Source organism: Maribacter sp. X9 (genome assembly GCF_048537565.1).
Classification (GTDB): Bacteria; Bacteroidota; Bacteroidia; order Flavobacteriales; family Flavobacteriaceae; genus Maribacter.
This window is the reverse complement of the sequence record NZ_CP183215.1, coordinates 3,539,412-3,556,673: the sequence shown is the minus strand read 5'-3', so window position 1 is coordinate 3,556,673 and position 17,262 is coordinate 3,539,412. Positions and strand designations below refer to the sequence as shown.

Sequence of the window (17,262 nt, the reverse complement as noted above, 5' to 3'; positions counted from 1 at the left end):
GTCTATATTCATAGATACACTTTTTAATGAAAAAAATCCGACTAATTATAATTACAATTCTACTGACTTTTGGAAACACCTTTGCCCAAACATATAACACTGGATTTAAATTTTTCCAATTAAAAGACAGTACAAGAATCTACAAACCAAATACGGAATTGACAGACAAATTACATTATAAACCTGTCGATTTAGATATTTGGTATCCATCAAACGAAAAAATGGGGAAAGCATTAAAGTTCGGAGATTTGTTCAACTTATTTGAACAAAGAGCGATCAAATATCAGGATAATGTAGATTATTCTGGAATAACCAATGAATTGGCACAATTTTACGTGGCTGAATTGGGTGTTGGAACTGATGGTCAAAAATTATTGAACATTCAAACAGACAGTTTTTCTGACCTTGAACCTTCCGCTACGAAAAATCCAATCATTATTTATATGGCAGGTTTAAACGGAATGGGATTTGAAAACTATAAAATCCTTGAAAAACTTGCACAAAACGGATTTTTGGTTGTTTCCATTTGGTCGTTCGGTCGCTACCCTGGAGATATGACCAATCAAAAAGAAGATATGCTTGAACAAGTTTATGACGCTGAATTTGCAATTCGTTATCTAGAACAAAACAACTCATTTAATGCTGACTTCAACTCTATAGGTATTATTGGATGCAGTTGGGGAGGAATGAGTTCAGCGGTTTTTTTGGATAGAAACCCAAATACAAAAGCCTTTGTATCATTGGACGGAACAGAAACCCATTATTTTGGAGACGAAGATGAAAACGACCGATTTATTCAAGAAATCTACGATTCAAAACTCTTAAATCCAAAAACTCAAAATGTAAAGTATCTTTATTTGGAAAGCGGCGATAAACTTGACGAATTTCAACCGTCAAAAGATTATAATTACTATCGGGAACTGAATTTCGAAAAATACTATTTGCGTTTTACAAACAGTACCCACGCTGATTTCACTTGTATTCCATCGATACTTGAAGCTTCAGAAAAATCTGTTAAAATCTATAGTGACATTGATGAATTGACCATTGCCTTTTTACAAAAAGTATTAGAAAATAAAGATGTTTTTAAACCAGTTTGGGAAAACATAAGCGCATTAAACTATGCAACCAAGGAGCTATATGATATTTCAAGTAAACCCAATACTTCGTCTGAAATAATGGGTGATGTTCTCGATAATCAAACTAATGTGCCTCTACCTTACGTAAACATAGGGATTTTGAACAGAGAGTTTGGTACGGTTACAGATACTAATGGCAAATTCACTCTCAATTTAAAAAAGGAATTTGCAAACGATACGATCAGAATTTCATCCATTGGTTACAAACCTGTTGAATTTTTGGTAAAAAATATGACCCAAAAAAGACAGGCTATATCAATAAAATTAGAGGAACAGATAAGTGAATTGGGCGAAGTTGTCATTACTGCAAAAGCATACAAGAAAAAAACACTCGGAAACAAAACCGAATCTAAATTTATAAGTACAGGATTTAGCTATGACCAACTTGGTGCTGAAATGGGTGTCAAAATAAACATTCGAAAAAATCCAACATTTGTAGATGCCTTTAACTTCAATATTTCTTACAATAGATTAAGTACAAAATCCAGCTTTAGGGTTAATTTTTACAGCATTGAAAATAACAAGCCGAAAGAAAATATCCTGACCGAAAATATTCTCGTTTCAATTGAGCCAAAACAAGTCGGAAAAGTAACGGTTGATTTAAAACCTTACGATATTGTATTAACAAATGATGTAATCGTTGCCCTTGAATGGATAGAAACTGACGGACAAAACAATAAAGGTGAGGCTATATTTTTCTCTCTTGGAATTTTAAATAGCGGAACGCTTTACAAAAAATCAAGTCAAGCCAAATTTAAAAAGCACAGTAGTATGGGAGTTGGCTTTAATATTGACGTGAGATATTAAAAAAACGTGGTACAACAATGCTAAAAATAATAGCGGTTTAATCGCAAAAACCAAAGTAATTAAATATAAAGAAAGGTCTGTGTTTAAACGAAAAATTAGTGTCTAAAAATCCACTACGAGCCATATGTGTGCCGAGAGTAACGACCGGTTAAAAGTCGTTACGCAACTGTTTACAAGATGGTGGAACCGACCCACCGGTGCTGTCCTAAAGGGGAGAGCATCAAACCACCATAAGGTGCTTTGGTAAAGAGCCAAGGTATTGAGCGTTATGGAAAAGTCCGCGCCACGAGCGTGGTCAGGTATGGATAATGGAGATGAATGCGAATGAACCTCTGTTGAAGTGTCCAGAAAGTGCTTCTGTCAAAAGTGTTTGAAGTATGACAAACATTACAAGTTCGGCGGTCACCTGTTCATTGGCTTGGCGGCAGGCGTCATTTAGGAGGCATGACCATTGATCGGGCTTGCTCACGGAACTCGGGAACCTGTGCCAAGATGCAAAGTGAAATGTACAATAGCGCGAACTAGAGGCGGAATAGCGATGCTTGGTATAGGGGCGGAGTAACCCGTAGTAGTGAAGAAGCTCCTGTAATTTGGGTGGAGCAAAGGGGGTTAGCTAGTTTAAAATACGATTTGCCAACTTGAAAGATGATGAGCTTATATTTGTAGATTAAATTAGAAGAGCCGTATGATGGGAGACTATCACGTACGGTTCTGTGAGAGGGGAAGGGTGAAACTCCCTTTTCCTACTCGACACAATCACTTTATGTGCAAGGCTTAAAAAAAATGCCAACGCTCGAAAGGCATATTTGTTTTTTTTCAAAAGCGCACCGCCAACCGCTTAAAAAAACAAAAGAGCCTTTTCCCAACGCTAAAAATAGAATCTGTTTAAATCAATCTCAATTCCTATTACAATAAAAAGCTCGTGTCCTAGATCTTGGGTATAATCTGCCAGGCGGTATTGAGTGCCAATTTCCAAACCTGTATTTGAACAAACAGTAAATCCGTAAGCAGCAGAAATTCGTTGTTCCAACTCAGGTTTTTGAATGTTTGCAAGTTCAAAAAGTGTCTCGGTTTCAGTTTTTAAATACGTTGTAGTGTTTAATGGAAATGCCAATCCAAACTCATATCGTAATCTGTATTTTGTAGTCGATGCATACAAACGTTGTTCAGTACGAAGACGGTGTGTAATTGCAAAACTTGACTTAACATTTTTCCACTCAAATTGTTGCATAATCCGTAGTTCATTTTCTTCGCTTCCATCAAATGTATTTTCAAAACGGTATTGAATACCCAAACCTATGGCTTTGGTTTCTGCTAATTTAAATTCAGAAAAGTGGGAAACATCTAGTTGTTTCGCCTCATAACCCAAATAGGAATCTTCATAAAAGATATTTCGGTTTTCTATTCCGAAACTATGTGAATATTTTGGGGAAACATCATAGTTTATTTGAATTTCGGGTTCAAAAAAGGAAGTGAAATTCTCTTGGGCTTTACTTTGCAATACTCCCAAAACGGATACCAATAAAATTAAAAGTACTCTCACTATAAAAAAATTAAAAAACGAGAGCCGAACTATTTTCGACCCTCGCTAAACAATTGATAAAATCAACTAGTTGTATTACGAGCGTTCGTTAATAAGGGTACCGTCCTCGGCAATTACTAACGATCTATCTTTCTCAAACCATTTTTCAAGTTCTACCTCGTATGTTTTTTGTCCATTTTCTTCCGTCATTTCCACTTCATCAATTTTGTATTTCGGGTACTTGATCTGTGCAGTCTTCTTTACTGCTGCTGGCAATTCGTTTTCTGTAATTTCCATTTCGGTCTTTATGGTATTTCCATCTTTTGAATACCAAATTTCATTATCCATTTGTCCCATATCAAATTCAACTTTGTAATTTTCGCCTTCCATTTCCCACTCCACGTCAGTAGCATTAGGATATGCTTTTTGAAAAGTTGTGTTCAAATTTGTAGGTACTTGGCTTGTCATTAAATCTTGAGCACTTACTGTCGCGGATGCAAACAGAGCTAATGCGGCTATTGCTAAATTTCTCATAACTATACTATTTGTTTTTAATTTGATGTAAAGAAAAGGTAGTAATCTGTAAGAAATTGGGAATGCTAATTTCAGCAAGCATAAAATGATCTTAAAAGAATATGTTGAACATTGCCCTAACTTTGATATCCGAAAAAACGGATATCAATTACCAAATGTTTTTAGGATCACTGTATATTATTGTTGAAAATTTCTAAAAAAATGAAAATACTCATTATTGAAGATGAACCTCATATGCTGGACAATATGCGAGAGAGTTTGGAGCGGGAGCATTATAATGTGGAAGCGGTTTCAGATTTTAAATCGGCCAGTAATAAAATAAATGTGTATGCTTATGACAGCATCTTACTTGACATTGGTTTGCCAGACGGTAATGGGCTTGAGTTATTGAAACAGCTTAAAAAAACTGGTAAGGATGACGGTGTAATCATTGTTTCGGCAAAAGATTCTCTTGATGACCGTTTAGCGGGATTAGATCTAGGCGCAGATGATTATTTGCCAAAACCATTTCATATGGCTGAGCTTCACGCACGAGTTAAAGCGGTGTTACGGCGTCGCAATTTTGATGGTAACACTACAATTGAAATAGGTAATCTAACCATCAACCCAGAAAGTAGAACTGTAAAAATTGAAACTGAAGACACAGTCCTCAACAGAAAAGAGTATGATATTTTAATCTATTTAATAACCAACAAAAACCGTCTCGTAACAAAAACAGCACTTGCCGAGCACGTATGGGGCGATCATATTGACCAAGCAGATAGTTTTGACTTTATTTATTCGCAAATTAAAAACTTGCGTAAAAAATTAAAAAAGGCGACGATAAGGGTGGAAGCGGTCTACGGCGTGGGTTATAAATTGGAAATAGACTAATGCGGTTACTTAATCATACATCAAAATATTTAGCACTATTGCTTTTACCGCTCATGACTATTTGGGCGATATTATTTTATTTCGCGATGCTAGAGGAAATTTATGATAGTCTGGATGATGGACTTGAAAATCAGAAAATATTGATGGTACAGCGTGCTGGCAATGACCCTACAATACTTGCACAGAATGACCCAGAGTTTAAAGAACACGTTTATAATTTCACGCCCATTTCTAAAAAAGGATATCAGAATTTTAAGGAAAGCTATCGTGACACTTCAATGTATATGCTCAATGAGAAAAGTTACGAGCCCGTGCGTATCTATGAGAGTGCTGTGAAGTATGGCGATGGCCATTATAAATTAAAAATCATCACTTCTATGGTAGAAGAAGATGATTTGGTAGAGGATATGATTTTGTATTTATCAGGTCTATATATACTACTTGTCGCCAGTATTTTGTTCTTAAATAACTTGTTATTGCGTAGAATATGGAAACCTTTTTATAATCTCATTACACAATTGAGAGATTTTCGAATTGAGAATAACACAGCAGTGGAAATTCCAAAATCTAATATAGAAGAATTTAATTTGCTCAATAGCACAGTAGATAAGCTCATTAAAAAATCAACTGAAAGCTATGTTGCCCAAAAGCAATTTATTGAAAATGCTTCGCACGAACTGCAAACACCACTCGCCATAAGCATCAATAAGTTAGAACTGTTTTTGGAAAACAATGATTTAGATGAAAACCAGCTTAAAGACCTTTCAACGGTTATGGACAGTTTGAGCAAATTAACACGATTGAACAAATCGCTGTTATTGTTATCTAAAATTGAAAACAAACAATTTGAAGAAGAAGCGAAAGTCGATTTTACAGAACTTACCAAACATATCTTGGAGGATTTTAAAGATATGGCCGTCCATAAAAAGATGCGCTTTAAAATAGTATCAAATGAAGTTTTAAAACACTTCATAAATGAAGACCTTGCCATTATTTTGTTGACTAACCTTATTAAAAATGCCTTAGTGCACGGCAAGCAGAACGAGGATATTCAAATAAAAATCGGTTCTGATAGTTGGCAAATTAGAAATTTTGGAATACTGAAAGAGCTAGACCAAAAAACCATGTTTGCACGTTTCAAAAATTCGGCAAATCAGAAAAATTCAACTGGATTAGGTCTTGCCATTGCCAAAGCTATTTCCGAGAAGTATAAATTAGAATTGATTTATAGCTTTGAAGGAGTGCATACTTTTAAACTAAAGTTTCCCAAAAGAAGTTAAACTTTCATAAAAAATTTTACAGAAGTTCTTATTCCAAATTGTTTTCAGATTTAGATGCGAAGTTTGTTTTCTAAAATAAATACTATGGAAATACATAAAAAAATAAAGGCTCTGTCTTCTGGAATCGTAGCGCTTTTGGTCGTTGCAATTATAGTTGCATTTACAGTTCAAAAAGTACAACCAAAACATACCCCTTCAACACACTATGCTATCAATAAAACGTGGGAGCTTCCAAAAGTTCTGAACGAAATTAGCGGTATTGCCTGGTTGAAAGACGGAACTATTGCCTGCGTACAAGATGAAGACGGTATCATTTTTATTTACGACCTGCAACAAAATAAAATTGTTGAAGAAATTGAATTTGCAGGTTCAGGCGATTATGAAGGTATTACAGTTCATAATGATGATGCATATGTATTAAGAAGCGATGGCACTATCTATCAAGTGTTAAATTTCAGAACTAAAAATAGGAAGGTTCAAACTTTTAAAACCGAATTTTCAGAAGAGAATAATATGGAATCCCTCACCTTAAATCCCAAAACACAAAGCTTAATTATTGCTCCAAAGGATAGGGATATGCAAGACGATTTTAAAGGCTTGTATCAAATACTAATAGATTCTAAAAAGATGAGCGCTTCGCCAAGTGTAAAAATAAATATGAATGATGGTGCTTTTAAAAACTATAAACATAAAAAGGTGTACAAAACCTTTAGTCCATCAGACGTTGCCATCCACCCTAAAACCGGAGAGTATTATGTATTGGAAGGGAAAAACCCTAAACTAGTCATACTGAATGCAGATGGTACTATCAAAACTGTACACGAGCTTCACAAAGATACGTTTGCACAACCTGAAGGCATCACCTTTAGCCCCGACGGGACCTTGTATATTTCAAATGAAGCTGGTGATGATGTTGCTAATATTTTAAAAGTAAGTTTTCAATAGTGACAGTAGAGAATCAGCAAAAAACCTCTAAGAGTAAATTGCCGCTTTACCTAAGCATCGCTCTGGTAGGCGGCATTGTTGCTTGTTATTTTTTCATTCCATCCGTACAACAGTTTATAGATACGGCTTGGGATGTTTTAACAAGTGATGATGAGCAGCGAATTAAAGCGTGGGTTTCAGGGTTTGGATGGTTTGGTCCTATCGTTTTAATTCTGGCAATGGTTGTGCAGATGTTTTTAATAGTCATACCCACTATTGCATTAATGGTCGTGTCTATTTTAGCATATGGACCTTTATGGGGGAGTATAATAATTCTCATAGCCGTTTTTGCTGCCTCATCTGTAGGATATTTTATTGGTAGATATTTGGGTAAAACCTTAATCTTAAAATTGTTGGGCAAGAAAACCGAAAACAAGATTGAAGATTTTATAGAGGATTATGGATTTTGGGCAGTTATCGTCACACGGCTCAATCCATTTTTATCAAACGATGCTATTAGTTTTGTAGGCGGAGTGTTAAAAATGACTTATTGGAAGTTTATAGGTGCCACAATGGTAGGCATTTTACCACTCACGATATTTATCGCAATTGTAGGGAAAAGTACGGACCAATTAAAAACTGGACTATTGTGGGGGTCATTATTCAGTTTGTTAGCCTTTGTTTGCTATATTTTATGGAAAAAGTATAGAAAGTAATTGATATGAATATGTGAATAATAATTTCCGCAAATTACCACAAGCACTTTTGCAATTCGAACCAGCCTACGCTAAACCCAAATTCACAAAAGAGCTTGCTACATCGTGTTGTTATTTTAAATTTGAATATCCAAATAGAACAACAGAACGAATGAGCCCAGCACATAACGACGTATGAAAACAACAGGGAAATTGTAGGAAAACCGAATGGTTTGGGCGTGTTTTCGAGGACGCCAATTTTTTAAATTTGGCTTATTTACAATAAAAAATAATAAGAAAAATTAGAAAATTCGGCTCGTGCTTAACCGAAAATTAATGCATATTAACCCGTAACTGAAGGTTATACGAGACCGTCAGACTTTCTCAAAACTTAAAGATAGCTTTACCTTCTAGGGTTTGATATTCTTTATCTTTAAGTATGGAGTATCAACAAAAACAATCCCGGACCCAACCTTCCCTTTATACCACTTGTCTGGACGATATGATCGCCGAGGAAAATTCGGTACGCACCGTTGACCGTTTTGTGGACGGTCTGGATCTACAGGCCATAGGTTTTAGGTCCATGGCACCGCAAGGACGTCCGCCCTATGACCCTTCCGATCTATTGAAGCTTTACATCTATGGATATTTGAACAGGATACGTTCCTCCAGAAGTCTGGAACTGAGTGTTCCCGTGACATCGAGCTGATGTGGTTGCTCGGTAACCTATGGCCTGACCATAATACCATTGCACGTTTCAGGAAGGACAACCCCAAAGCGATAAAGCGGGTGTTCCGCCATACGGTGTCCATTGCCAAGAACCACGAGCTGATCGGCGCGACCCTTATTGCCGGGGATTCCACCAAACTCAGGGCATAGAACAGCAAAAAGAACAACTTCAACCTAAAGAAGGTCGCACGCCACCTTGAGTACATCGATAAAAAACTCGGGGAACAACAACAAGAACTGGCCAAGGCGGACGGGGACGCAAAGGAGGAAATCCGTAAGCTAACAAAAAACAGGGAACGGCAACTGGAAAGATATGTACGCATCCGAAACGAACTGCTTGACGATACCTCCACGGAAAACCCACAGGTCTCCACCAGTGACCTGGACAGCCGGCACCAGATCGTAAGGGGCACCATTACGGAAGTCTGTTATACGGCACAGACAACGGTGGATGCCGACCATAAGCTCTTGATCGATTACAAGATCTCTGACCAAAACGACAAAAAGGCCATGGAGGGGTATGCTCAGAAGGGCAAAGGCCATTTTGGGGACCAACTCCTTTACCGCACTATATGACAAGGGCTACCATACCGGGAGCGAGTTCAAGGTAGCGAACGACATTGGGGTCGATACCCTGGTGGCCGTACCCGGTATCGGCCGTGCAAGCCAAGCACCGGATCCGGCATATAACACCGCATTCATCGAACGCAATGCCCGCAGGGTAACGGAGAAGCCCGGTATTTACAGAAAACGACAGGCCTTGGTCGAACACCCATTCGGTACCATAAAAAGGCAATGGGCCTTTGACCGCATCATTACCAAAAAGGGATTGCCGGCAGCCAGTGCCGACTTTGGTTCGACCGTATTGGCATACAATCTTAAAAGATTGATGAAATTGGGATGGGAAGCAGGAAGAAATATAAAACAGCCAATGGGTGACCTAAAAACGCTCTTCATGTACATCGAAAGGCTAAAAATGGATCATTGGCCACTATCTCCATATCCATGAAATTACGATCTTTCTACAGGTCAATATCCCTTATATCCCAAATTGTGTAAATTTATTCAAAATCAAAGGTGGTTTTGAGACGGACTGCCGTTGTAAAACATTTGACCAAATCAAGAAACTATGAGAAAAATTTTAAGTTTAGTGATTTTAATTAGCTTTTTTTCGTGTAAAAATTCAGAAAAAGAAAATAACCTGAACCAAAAAGAAACTGAATTAAATCAAAAAGAAAATCAACTCGAATCAAAAACAAAAAAGATTGAAGTAAAAGAACAAATACTAAAACTTAATACTGAAGTCCAGAACAACATTATTCATTGTGATAATAAAAAATTTACCATTAAAATTGACAATCTGAAAAATGGAGATATAAGATACATTTCTTGGAATAAGCCAAAAACAATTTCTGACGAACCGAATCTAATATTATATGACGGAAAAGTTGAACGACAAGGAACTGGTGGTGGTTATCACTACGTTTTCAAAAGTGGAGAATGGAGTTATATTATAGAAAATAACTTGATGGGAGAAACTGCCGAATCAATGGGGATATTTCTAAAGCTACTTAACAATGGAAAACAACAACTGTATTCCAAAATGACTGATTTAACTACCGAAAAAGATTTCGACTTAAAATCTTACTCAAGAAAGAATTTAATCGGAAATTGGTGGACACCACACTATGCAGTGAGAAAAATACGCTTTAACGAAAATGGAACATTCCTTTTTGAAAATGGAGACGGAAAAAATTTCAAAGGAAAATTTGAATTTAATGATAAATCTGTAATTCTAAATTTCGACAATGGACTTGATAAAGTAATGACAATTGGTGGCGGATATGATAATACAAGTCTAAAATTAGCAGGTGATGGAGAAAATTTTGTTAAGGAACGGAAAGAATAAAAACGGTTTACAACAACAGTAACCGTTGCAAAAGTCTTTGATCCTGACAATATCAATCAAGATAAGCCTCTTGAAGGAGCTTTTTTCTTACCGGATCAGTATTGATAGGTTGATTTCGATGTTTTGGCAAAGCTGAGAACAGGTTTCTGAAAACACTTTTCACAAAGACCTTAAAAGCAAGTTGCCCTGCTCCATTTTTTTAACGTTTCTGCTCAAATTTCAGGTACTTTTTCAGGTGTACGCGATGGCCGAGGGGTGCATCACCTTGTTCAATCTTGATGGTAGATCCATTCGCCCTTCAAGCTCTTGAAAAAAGATTCCGCCACGGCATTGTCCCAATAATTCCCTTTTCTGATCATAGATTGTACCACCAAACCATTATGTCCTTTAAGGATATCGGTAAAATCATAACTGGCATATTTTGAGCCCCTGTCGGAGTGGAAAACAAGGGTGTCGGTGATATTGTTCGACCTTATCGCCATCTTCCAAGCGGGGGATTATTGTTTCGGCCGTCCCTAGGATACGGCTCATTGACAATCCGACGACTTTACGTTGAAACAGTTCTTTATGATAACGGTCTGGTACATCCATCCCTCACAGGTTTTTATATAGGTGATATCAGAAACCCCAGATCTGATTTTGTCCATTCACTGTAAAGTCTTGGTTTAATATATTGGGAGCTATAGGGTAATCGTGCTTGCTGTCCGTTGTTGTTTTGAAATTTCGCTTTGTTTTGGTAAACAGCCCATTGGCACCCCTTATCCTGGCTACCCTGGGCCTTGAGACATGATATTCTCTTTTTATGAGCTCTGCCCTTATCTTGGAAGCACCGTAATTCCCAAAGCTTTCCTTGAAAATATCCCTTATGGCCAAGCTCAGGGCCTCGTTCTCCGACCATCTCTTGGATGGCCCCCTGTTCAAGCAATCATAGTACCCACTTTTACTTACCTTGAACATTTTGCACATCTTCCCAACAGGAAATCTTAACCTGTGGTGTTTTATAAACCTGTATTTTTCCTGTCGCCTTAGGAGAGGACGGAGCGTTAGGAAAAGGTATTGCATACCTTTTTAGCGAGGGGCCAGCTGCTGCAGGGGCAATGTATTTTTTAGGAGATCCCGATCGATCTCCATTTCCCTGAGCCTTTTTTCTATTTCGGTATTTCCCGTTACTCATCGGTAAGTTTGGGATTACCCTTGCCAGGGAAGCTGTTGGGGCCATACTTCCTAGATTCCCTGCGCCAACGGTCAAGTACCGATGGGTTCAAGCCAAGTTCCCTGCACACTTATGCGGCATTGCCCTTGGCATAACTTAATTCTACGGCTTTTTGCTTGAACTCCGCCGTGTATTCTCTTTTTGGTTTTAACATGTTTCTAAATTAATTCATACAGCAAACATGCTCTTTTCTTTGAGTCCAGTCAAATGTTGTAAGTCCAGACATAATCGGGGAGAGAACACTGGCCGATGCCATACTCGACTGTTTGGTGCGTACAGCACACAGAATCGACATAAATGGTGAATCAATGAGAAGAAAATTGAAAAATAAAAACTAAGTTTAACCCACGGACAGGTCAAATCCAAGCAGCTGATTTACACTGCTCACTTTCATCCGGCGCGGGTGGCTCAGTTTACCCAGCTCATCCATATATGTCAGCATAAATATCTGAAAGACAATGAATAGTTTAGATATTAACATCCCTACAAAAAGGGGAAGCCTACATTTACAGAAAGAAAAAAGGAGACTTTAAAAGTCTCCTTTTTAATTAACTTAAGCTAATCATACTCTAATTATTCCCATCCAAAAACTTGTTCTAAACTCGGGTTTAGCTGTACTTCGGATGCTGGTATAGGTCTGTAGTAAGCCTTTGGCTCAGTAAATGTACCTCGCTCAGGTGTTGCTATTATATGACCACTTGTACCATTTGTCAAATACACATTGGCACTGGTATTGCCCACTTCGGCCACCTTGTAATATATAAGCTCCGCTCCCAGTGAGTTGGTCTCTTTTGGGTCGGGTACGGCATCTACTAAATCAAGAAGAACAATGTCATCTACACCGTCTCCTGTAAGGTCGTACCTGCCTAAACCAGAAAAATACATGCCAACAGGTTCTTTTTCCATCAGTTTTCCGGCGGCCCAACGGTTAAGATCATCCAAACGACGGCCTTCAAAAGCCATTTCCACACGGCGTTCCCTGCGAATTTCCAATAAAACAGCATTAGACACCTGGGGGTATTTTGCTGCTTGGGTTGGGTCTACCGCTACATCCATGGTCAAATCTGGCATGCCTACACGTTGGCGCAATAGGTTGATTGAGACATCAAGATCGGCTTGGGTAAGCTCTCCCAATTCAGCTTTGGCCTCGGCAAAGTTGAGCAATACTTCGACATAGCGCAACACGGGCACATCAATTGAAGTCTGTACTCCATTGGAAGGATCGTTGACAAAGCCCTTGATTTGGTGGTAGCCCGTAAAGTTCTTCTTTAACTCTTGTACATAAAGTGTATTACCTGGGCTATATGTAGAGGTATAGTACAATTCCCATCCCGGGAAGGCATAGGTCTGTGATAAACGAGGGTCTCTGTTTTGAAACTCCTCAACAAAAGTCATCGTATCGGTATTGGGCTGTGAACTATAATAGGTGCCGTCGATCATAAGATAATCTTCAATGAGGTCGCGTGCCGGACTCATTTCATAGCCTCCAAAAACTGTTTGGGTATCGCCAGCATTTTTTATATCGGTCTCACTAATATTGGCCAAAATCACTTCGGAATTACCAGCTAAATCTACATTTTCAAATAGATTATGATAGTCTGGGTGGAGCGAAAATCCGCCATTGTCAATAATTTCTTTTGCCACATCATGAGCCAATTGCAAATAGGTGTTTGCAGAAGATTCTAGCCCCAACTCACTATGGTACTTTCTAAAAGTACCCTCATACAATGCATTACGGCTTAAATAGGTACCGACTACCCACTTATTGACGGCTCCATCAACTTTGCTTGTATATACATTATCAAAAGCAAATTGATAATCTTCAAAAATATGTTGTACAACAGTCTCACGTGAATCGCTCGCTTTGTACAAATCTTCGCTTGTGGTTCCCAAAACATGATCATGCCAAGGTACATTGGAATATCGCTTAACTTTTTCCATATAAAATTGCGCCCTAAAAAAACGTGCAATTCCAATATAATGGTTTCGTATTTCATCGGTTACATCTGCGTTATCGGCATGCTCTAAAAAGAAATTGATGTTCCGTAAAGGATCCCAATCCCAACCTCCACTAAGGGTAGTTGAACTCGCATCAGTGGTCATAACCAGTTTAATCTCCCTAACACCGGTTGTTGCCGTATTATCGGTGCCCTCATCGTCATAGTAGATGCTGGTTCCTGGGAAATTGTACATGCTGTTCACATACAATGACAAATCTTCTTCTGTATTAAAGAAGCTTTCAGATCCTATCTCAGTTTCTGGTAATTTTTCCAAAAAATCATCATTACATGCTACCAGTGTAATCATGACCATGGCCAGCCACATGCTCTTAAAATAAGTTTTAGTGTACTTCATTTTTAAACTTGTTTTTTAGTTAAAAACTAACATTGATGCCAAAGGCATATTTTCGTTGGTAAGGGTATTGGTATCCACTTGTTTCGGTCCGCCCTGGGCTTTTACCTGGGTTAATACGATTGTCAATATCCGAAATAGACTCAGGATCAAAAAAGTCTGCAATTGCTGACCATTCAAAAAGGTTGTCCCCACTGAAATAAAGCCTAATTGAGGAAACACCCATTTTTTTGGTATATGTAGACGGAATGGTATATCCGAAAGTAATATTCTTGAGTCTCAAATAAGCTGCATTCAACATATAGGCAGTTTGAGGAATTGCCAAGCCCTTAGCTTGATCGATTCGTTCACCAAGGTTACGATCAGCTAACCACGATTGAGCAACTGGATATCTAGCATTAGTATTGGCATTGGCTAAACCTGCATCAATATAGGCCTGAGAGTGTTGTGCCATCAAATCGGCAGGATCGTCAGCCGCCCTATAATAATCGTTCAAGTGGGGATAGCCCCCTGCGTATGGCTGTTGGTAAAAACCCCAGTAGAGATAGTCTTTAGGGTAGAAATCCCTCTTTCCTACACCTTGTAAAAAGATGCCTAAATCAAAATTGTTCCAGTCCATATTCAAATTTAAACCAAACCGATAGCGAGGCATGATATTACCAATTACACTGGCATCTTTAGGGTCATCGGCATTCGTGCCTACCTCAATAGCCTGATTACCATCTTGATCTACATATTTAGGCCATCCCTCTACAATTTCCAAAGCACCCCATGGAATGAGGGATGTTTCATCCAAGGCATCAATTTCACCCTTTGACTTAAAAAGACCATCAGAGGTTAATCCCCATATCTCCCCTAATTCCATACCTTCTCGATATTGGGTAAGGCTGTTGCTCGGGTTATCGAACCTAGTGATGTACGAACGGCTATCACTTAAAATGAAGCGGGCATTAAGACCAAAAGGCTTGTCAACTCCAAATTGGTTTTGGTACGTCAAGGAGAATTCCCAACCCTCGGTTTTTAAATCGGCAGCATTTTCCAAAGGTTCACTGGCGCCGAGTGCTCCGGGCAAATCTCTGCCCAAAGTCAACATGTCTTTGGTGTCCCGCCTATATATATCAAAAGTGGCATTGACCTTGTTATTGAAAAGACCAAGGTCTACCCCAAAGTTTTTGGTGGTTACAGTCTCCCAGCTGTAGTTGTCCGACACTAAATCGGGGGAACTGATTTTTTGTGGTAAATTTCCGCCAACAATATAATCTCCAGTTTCTGCAGACATTGTGGGAATGTACCCAAAAGGTTTAACATCTTGGTTTCCTAAAGTACCATAGGAAGCTCTAAACTTTAAAAGACTGATCGTGGGATTCAATGCTTTCATAAAGTTTTCTCGTGAAACGTTCCAAGCACCCGATACAGAGGGGAAAAAACCAAAACGTTTATCTTTAGGAAAACGGGACGAACCATCGTAACGCCCATTTAACTCCAAAATATAGCGGTCCTTTAGAATATAATTGACACGATAAAACGCACCACGAACCGCCCAACTGTAATTATAGGTACTGTCATCATCCAATAAGATATCACCTGTAGCTAAATTAAGCGCTGGCAAGGAAGAAGAAATAACCCCGCTTCTATTTAAATAGATATATTCATTGTGATATTCTTCTTGGTTGTACCCTGCCAGAAGGGTCAAATGATGGTCTTCGCCAAAAGATTTGGTAAATGTTGTAAAGAGGTTAAGTACATTATATTTTTCCTCTCCAAGACCTTTCCATACCTTATTTTCACCTTCTTCCCTAATATCGTCAGGTGCAAATCCAATTCTGTATTTGGCGTAGTTGGCATCATAATTTTGGTTTTCTTGTTCGTAGGTGAACTCGGCATTAATTTTTAAAATATCCTTTAACAACCACGCCTGAGAATTGAAATTAGTACGAAAAGTACTTGTATTGTTTTCTTGGGAACCTCCATCGGTCAATCGAGCAGCCATTCTACCTACACCTGAATTAGCCCAACTACCATCGGGGTTTTCAGCATATTCATAGGTGTTGAAATTATAGAGCGTACTAATATCAAAGTAAGATGGGTTTTTTCGATTTCCAAGAATGTATGAAGTGTTGTTGCCCAAACTAAGCCAATCCGTTAATTGTGCGTTCAATTTAGAGCGGATACCCTTACGTGTATAAAAATCATCGGCCAAGATTAGGGAGCCGTTGTTCTTATTGGTAGAACCTGATAAAAAGTAGTTCAATTTTTCCGTTCCTCCACTAACACTTATGTTGTGGTTTTGTGAGTACGTAGTACTCGACAGAAAATATTCTGACCAATCTCGATTACCCATATATTCCCACATACCAGTAGAGCTATTTTGGCGAGCCCCAACAGTTCCGTTCGGGTTATCACTACGCTCTTTGGCCCACTGCCAAAAATCATCTGAAAAATATTGGTTGTGCCAAGGCGTATTCACTGAATACGTATATTGAAGACGGGAATAGATGTAAGGGTCACTAATCTTATCCGGCAATACTGTCGGAGTACCAACGGTCAGGTAAGAGTTATATGTAATCTTTGTTTTGCCTTCAGAACCATTCTTTGTAGTCACTAAAACTACCCCAAAAGCAGCTCTAGCTCCATAAATAGCAGCAGAAGCAGCATCTTTTAACACGGATATGTTTTCGATATCTTCAGGAGCTATTTGGTTAAGATAGGAAACATCGGAAGGAATATTATCAATAAGAACCAATGGCTCACCACCATTGATAGAAGTGAAACCCCTGATATTGATTTTTGGATTGGCGCCTGGCGCACCACTAGAAAAATCAATATTTAGACCAGGTGATACACCTTGTAATCCTTGAGTCACATTGCTAATTGGTCTTGTAGATAATTGTTTTACAGATACGGAGTTTACTGCGCCAGAAAGGTTTACCTTTTTTTGTGTTCCAAAACCTACAACGACTACTTCCTCAAGACCTTGTACATCTTCTTCCAATACAATATTTAAGGTATTCGATGTAGCTACCGTTACCATCTTGGTCAAAAATCCTATATAGGAAAACGCCAGATTTTGCCCTTCCTCCACCGTTATGGAATAATTGCCATCAAAATCTGTTGTAGTACCGGTCGTGGTTCCTTCGATCATCACCGTTACACCTGCTAATGGGACATTAGATGTGTCATTGACGATGCCTGTTACCTTCTTTTGAGCAAAGCTATAGGAGACCGTGGTCAAAAACAGCACTAAAAGTAAATTGTGTTTCATTCTCAAAGTTTTAATTTAAAGGT

General features: G+C 38.5%; 15 protein-coding genes and 1 pseudogene. 8 read left to right on the top strand and 8 right to left on the bottom strand.

Annotated elements, in window-relative coordinates; translation table 11 throughout:
• Positions 1-26 precede the first annotated feature (26 nt).
• A complete protein-coding gene (locus tag ACNR9Q_RS15165) occupies positions 27-1,946 on the top strand; it encodes a carboxypeptidase-like regulatory domain-containing protein (protein ID WP_419212074.1) in 1,920 nt (639 codons plus the stop codon).
• A gap of 868 nt (positions 1,947-2,814) precedes the next feature.
• Here ACNR9Q_RS15165 and ACNR9Q_RS15160 read toward each other — a convergent pair.
• On the bottom strand, positions 2,815-3,489 hold the full coding sequence (locus ACNR9Q_RS15160; RefSeq protein ID WP_419212073.1) for a DUF2490 domain-containing protein: 675 nt from the start codon (positions 3,487-3,489) through the stop codon (positions 2,815-2,817).
• Positions 3,490-3,564: 75 nt separating this feature from the next.
• Complete coding sequence (locus tag ACNR9Q_RS15155; RefSeq protein ID WP_419212072.1) at positions 3,565-4,002, bottom strand: PepSY-like domain-containing protein; 438 nt, start codon at positions 4,000-4,002, stop codon at positions 3,565-3,567.
• Between the two features lie 201 nt (positions 4,003-4,203).
• On the opposite strand from ACNR9Q_RS15155, the gene ACNR9Q_RS15150 reads away from it, so the two are divergent.
• The 6 genes and pseudogenes from ACNR9Q_RS15150 (at position 4,204) to ACNR9Q_RS15125 (ending at position 10,412) form a co-directional block, all read left to right on the top strand.
• On the top strand, positions 4,204-4,875 hold the full coding sequence (locus ACNR9Q_RS15150; RefSeq protein ID WP_419212071.1) for a response regulator transcription factor: 672 nt from the start codon (positions 4,204-4,206) through the stop codon (positions 4,873-4,875).
• An 86-nt stretch (positions 4,876-4,961) separates the two neighbouring features.
• Positions 4,962-6,155 carry a sensor histidine kinase gene (locus tag ACNR9Q_RS15145; RefSeq protein WP_419212070.1) on the top strand — a complete coding sequence of 398 codons (1,194 nt, stop codon included), beginning with the start codon at positions 4,962-4,964 and terminating at the stop codon, positions 6,153-6,155.
• An 84-nt stretch (positions 6,156-6,239) separates the two neighbouring features.
• The gene (locus tag ACNR9Q_RS15140) at positions 6,240-7,100 is read left to right on the top strand and encodes an SdiA-regulated domain-containing protein (protein WP_419212069.1); all 861 of its coding nucleotides are present in this window, start codon (positions 6,240-6,242) and stop codon (positions 7,098-7,100) included.
• Positions 7,100-7,795, top strand: coding sequence for a TVP38/TMEM64 family protein (locus ACNR9Q_RS15135; RefSeq protein ID WP_419212068.1), 696 nt, complete (start codon positions 7,100-7,102; stop codon positions 7,793-7,795). Before ACNR9Q_RS15140 ends, ACNR9Q_RS15135 begins: the two co-directional genes overlap by 1 nt.
• A gap of 418 nt (positions 7,796-8,213) precedes the next feature.
• Positions 8,214-9,636: pseudogene (locus ACNR9Q_RS15130) on the top strand (transposase).
• A complete protein-coding gene (locus tag ACNR9Q_RS15125; RefSeq protein ID WP_419212067.1) occupies positions 9,633-10,412 on the top strand; it encodes a hypothetical protein in 780 nt (259 codons plus the stop codon). Before ACNR9Q_RS15130 ends, ACNR9Q_RS15125 begins: the two are co-directional and overlap by 4 nt.
• 269 nt (positions 10,413-10,681) lie before the next feature.
• On the opposite strand, the gene ACNR9Q_RS15120 is transcribed toward ACNR9Q_RS15125, so the two are convergent.
• The 4 genes from ACNR9Q_RS15120 to ACNR9Q_RS15105 all read right to left on the bottom strand — a co-directional run bounded on the left by ACNR9Q_RS15120 (position 10,682) and on the right by ACNR9Q_RS15105 (position 11,695).
• On the bottom strand, positions 10,682-10,894 hold the full coding sequence (locus tag ACNR9Q_RS15120; RefSeq protein WP_419212066.1) for a hypothetical protein: 213 nt from the start codon (positions 10,892-10,894) through the stop codon (positions 10,682-10,684).
• Positions 10,895-11,030: 136 nt separating this feature from the next.
• Positions 11,031-11,369 carry an IS3 family transposase gene (locus tag ACNR9Q_RS15115; RefSeq protein ID WP_419212065.1) on the bottom strand — a complete coding sequence of 113 codons (339 nt, stop codon included), beginning with the start codon at positions 11,367-11,369 and terminating at the stop codon, positions 11,031-11,033.
• Complete coding sequence (locus tag ACNR9Q_RS15110; protein WP_419212064.1) at positions 11,353-11,586, bottom strand: hypothetical protein; 234 nt, start codon at positions 11,584-11,586, stop codon at positions 11,353-11,355. Before ACNR9Q_RS15110 ends, ACNR9Q_RS15115 begins: the two co-directional genes overlap by 17 nt.
• Entirely contained in the window at positions 11,579-11,695 is a 117-nt protein-coding gene (locus tag ACNR9Q_RS15105) for a hypothetical protein (RefSeq protein WP_419212063.1), read from the bottom strand. The genes ACNR9Q_RS15110 and ACNR9Q_RS15105 overlap by 8 nt, the downstream gene beginning before the upstream one ends.
• Positions 11,696-11,849: 154 nt before the next feature.
• Between ACNR9Q_RS15105 and ACNR9Q_RS15100 the strand changes: the two genes are divergently transcribed.
• Positions 11,850-11,963, top strand: coding sequence for an ATP-binding protein (locus ACNR9Q_RS15100; RefSeq protein WP_419214288.1), 114 nt, complete (start codon positions 11,850-11,852; stop codon positions 11,961-11,963).
• A 235-nt stretch (positions 11,964-12,198) separates the two neighbouring features.
• Here ACNR9Q_RS15100 and ACNR9Q_RS15095 read toward each other — a convergent pair whose 3' ends face one another.
• Both ACNR9Q_RS15095 and ACNR9Q_RS15090 read right to left on the bottom strand, forming a co-directional pair.
• Positions 12,199-13,980, bottom strand: coding sequence for a RagB/SusD family nutrient uptake outer membrane protein (locus tag ACNR9Q_RS15095; RefSeq protein WP_419212062.1), 1,782 nt, complete (start codon positions 13,978-13,980; stop codon positions 12,199-12,201).
• 19 nt (positions 13,981-13,999) lie between these two features.
• Positions 14,000-17,239 carry a SusC/RagA family TonB-linked outer membrane protein gene (locus ACNR9Q_RS15090; RefSeq protein WP_419212061.1) on the bottom strand — a complete coding sequence of 1,080 codons (3,240 nt, stop codon included), beginning with the start codon at positions 17,237-17,239 and terminating at the stop codon, positions 14,000-14,002.
• Positions 17,240-17,262: the final 23 nt, after the last annotated feature.